Here is a 2942-nt window from a genome sequence, read left to right as displayed (position 1 = left end):
CCGAGGTGACGGCCGGGGCGGCGTCGCCGCCGGTGGGGGGCACCGCCTCGGGGTCGCGGGCCGCGGTGGTGTTCCGGGTGTCGCGGGTGTCCATGGTCACCACACCTCTCCCTGCTTGCGGAGCACCCGGCGGTAGGCCAGGGCGAAGGCCACCAGCAGCAGCAGGATGAGCACGCCCCACGTGGCGGACTCGGCGAAGTCCCGCGGGCTGCGCTGGAAGGCGAGCTTGAACGCCTCGGTGACCAGGATGTCGGTGGAGCCGGCGGGGCCGCCACCGGTGAGCAGGAAGATCACCGGGAACATGTTGAAGGTCCAGATGCAGCTGAGCAGCACCACCGTGGAGCTGACCGAGCGCACACCGGGCAGGGTGATGTTCCAGAACCGCTGCCAGGCGCCGGCGCCGTCCATCTCCGCCGCCTCGTACTGCTCGGCCGGGATGGACTGCAGGGCGCCGAGCATGGCGATGAGCATGAAGGGCACGCCGAGCCAGACGTTGACCGCGATCACCGAGACCTTGGCCCAGAACGGGTCGGTCAGCCAGGTCATCGCACTCAACCCACCGCCCTCCAGGGCGGCGTTCAGGATGCCGTTGCGCTCGTTGAACAGCATGCGCCAGGCGAAGATGGAGACGAAGGCGGGGATCGCCCACGGCAGGATCAGCGCCATGCGGTAGATCGCCCGGCCGCGCACCCGCCGGTTGAGCATGTTCGCCAGTGTCAGGCCGAGGGTGAAGGTGATCGCCACGCAGGCGACCGTCCACACCACGGTCCAGGTCAGTCGGTCCCAGAACTGGGCGCCGCCCAGGACCGAGAGGTAGTTCTCCAGTCCGACGAACTCGTAGGTCGCCTCGATGGTGTTGACGCCGATCCGTCGCTCCACGTTCGCCTCGTTGGCGTTGGTGAAGGTCAGGTAGACGCCTCGGACCAGCGGCCAGCCGATGATCACCGTGATCACCGTGACCACCGGGGCGATCATCGTCCAGGCGTACCAGTGGGTGGACAGTGCCCTGCGGAACCGTCCGGGCGGGGACGGGGGCCCCTGCTTCCCGTTCCTCCCGGTCGCGCGGCCCGGGCCGGGGGCACCGTTTCCGGTGCCCCCGGCCGTCGTCACCGCCGACCGGCTGCTCGTGCCGGCCATGTGTCGGTCAGCCCCTCGTCTCTTCGGCTTCCAACCGTCGACTCACCGCGGGATCACTGCCAGTCGAGCAGGTCGCGGTAGCGGTCGCCGACGGCGTTGGCGGTCTCCTCGGCGGTGGCACGGCCCAGCAGCATGGCCTCGACCTCCTCGCGCAGCGGGTCGAACAGGGAGTTGGCCTCGGGGATCCAGGCGCGCTCGTGGGCGACCTCGACGGCCGGGGCGAAGAACTCGACCATCTCGTTGTTCGCGACCGAGTCCACGTCGTAGACCGAGGAACGGGTCGGCAGGAGGCTCAGCTCCTCGGTGATGCGCTGCTGGGTCTCGGCGGAGGCCATGTACGCGACGAACTCGTAGGAGGCGTCGAGGTTGGCCGAGCCGGCGTAGACGCCGTAGTTCCAGCCGCCCTGCGGGGCGCCCTGGGAGGAGCCGCCCGCCGGCACCGGGGCGACGCCCAGGTTCTCCTCGCCGATGGCGTCGCGGGCGTCGTTGATCGCCCAGGGACCGTTGATCATCATGGCCACGGAGCCCTCACCGAAGGCGCCCATCATGTTCTGCCAGCCGTCGGTGGTGTCGGTGATGGCGGCACCGGAGTCGAGCAGGTCCTGCACGGCCTCGAAGGCGGCCACGCCGGAGGCCTCGTCGATGGTGACGGTCTCGGTGTCGGCGTCCACCAGGTCGCCGCCCTCGCCGTAGATGTAGGGCAGGAACCAGTAGGCGTCGTCACCGCGCAGGTAGAAGGGGGCCTCCAGACCCTGCTCGGTGAAGGCCTCGGTGGATGCCTTGATGTCCTCGAGGTTCTCGGGGACCTCGACACCGGCGGCGTCCAGCAGCTCCTTGTTGTAGAAGAGCGCCAGGGTGTCGATGACCTGCGGCACGGCGTAGGTGGTGTCGTTGAACTGGGTGCTGGCCCAGGCCTGCTCCAGGAAGTCCCCCTGGTCCTCGACCGCCGGGGTGTCGTCCAGCGGGGCGAGGTAGCCGAGGTTGGCGAAGTCGGAGACCCAGGCGACCTCGGTGCGCATCACGTCGGGGGCCTCGTTGGCACCGGCGGCGTTCTTGAACCGGTCCTGGGCGCCGTCCCAGCCGATGTTGACGTAATCGACGGTGACGTCGGGGTGCAGCTCCGAGAACTCCTCGGCGACCGCCCGGAAGACCTCGGCCTCGGTCTCGTTGGAGGTGTCCCAGAAGGTGACGGTGCCGGACAGCCCCTCGCCGCCGGATCCCGAGCCGGAGCCGTTGGAGCCGTTGTCCCCGTCGTCCCCGCCACCGCAAGCCGTTGCCGCAAGCGCCAGGGCCGCGATAACCGCCGTTGTCCCTATGCTGCGCCGCATGTGAACTCCTTCAAACGTTCTGCCCTCTTCCGGGTGTTCCGGGTGGCCGGCACCCCCTCGCGTCGCTACTCCGCGGCGCCGGGCTGACCAGGAACGTAACAGCGGGGCAATGATTTGGAAAGACCTTGCGGCAATTTTCTGCAAGAGGACGGCGCATCGTACCCGCGGGGTTCCCCTCCCCAACCGGTGATGCTACGTTTCCCGGCCACCGCCACGGTGACGAACGCGGGCCCCGGAATCGCCGCGAACCCTGCGGAGCCCCCATGACGAACCGGTAACGACCGGCCTCCGGCTCTCCGCTCCCCCACATCGGGAGGGATCATGGAGGCCGAAACCCGCCCCTGTCGGCACCGCCGGCGGTTGCTGCAAGTACTTACAGGTCGGAAGCGGTTCAGGGAAAGGCCGTGACCGGCACAACGGTGGGGCGAGAACGCGGGAGGCGGCGTGAACGGCGTGAACGACACGGGGGGACCGGGC

General features: G+C 69.3%; 2 protein-coding genes. Both read right to left on the bottom strand.

The annotated features are described in order from the left end of the window. Nucleotides 1–96 precede the first annotated feature (96 nt). Nucleotides 97–1137 carry a carbohydrate ABC transporter permease gene (locus FNQ90_RS18260; protein WP_182607364.1) on the bottom strand — a complete coding sequence of 347 codons (1041 nt, stop codon included), beginning with the start codon at nucleotides 1135–1137 and terminating at the stop codon, nucleotides 97–99. Nucleotides 1138–1190: 53 nt separating this feature from the next. Beyond that, nucleotides 1191–2465 carry an extracellular solute-binding protein gene (locus FNQ90_RS18255; RefSeq protein WP_182607363.1) on the bottom strand — a complete coding sequence of 425 codons (1275 nt, stop codon included), beginning with the start codon at nucleotides 2463–2465 and terminating at the stop codon, nucleotides 1191–1193. Nucleotides 2466–2942: the final 477 nt, after the last annotated feature.

The sequence above is a fragment of the Streptomyces alkaliphilus genome (genome assembly GCF_014141535.1).
Taxonomy (GTDB): domain Bacteria; phylum Actinomycetota; class Actinomycetes; order Streptomycetales; family Streptomycetaceae; genus Streptomyces; species Streptomyces alkaliphilus.
The sequence above is the reverse complement of the archived record's forward strand: the minus strand, read 5'-3'. Positions and strand labels throughout refer to the sequence as shown.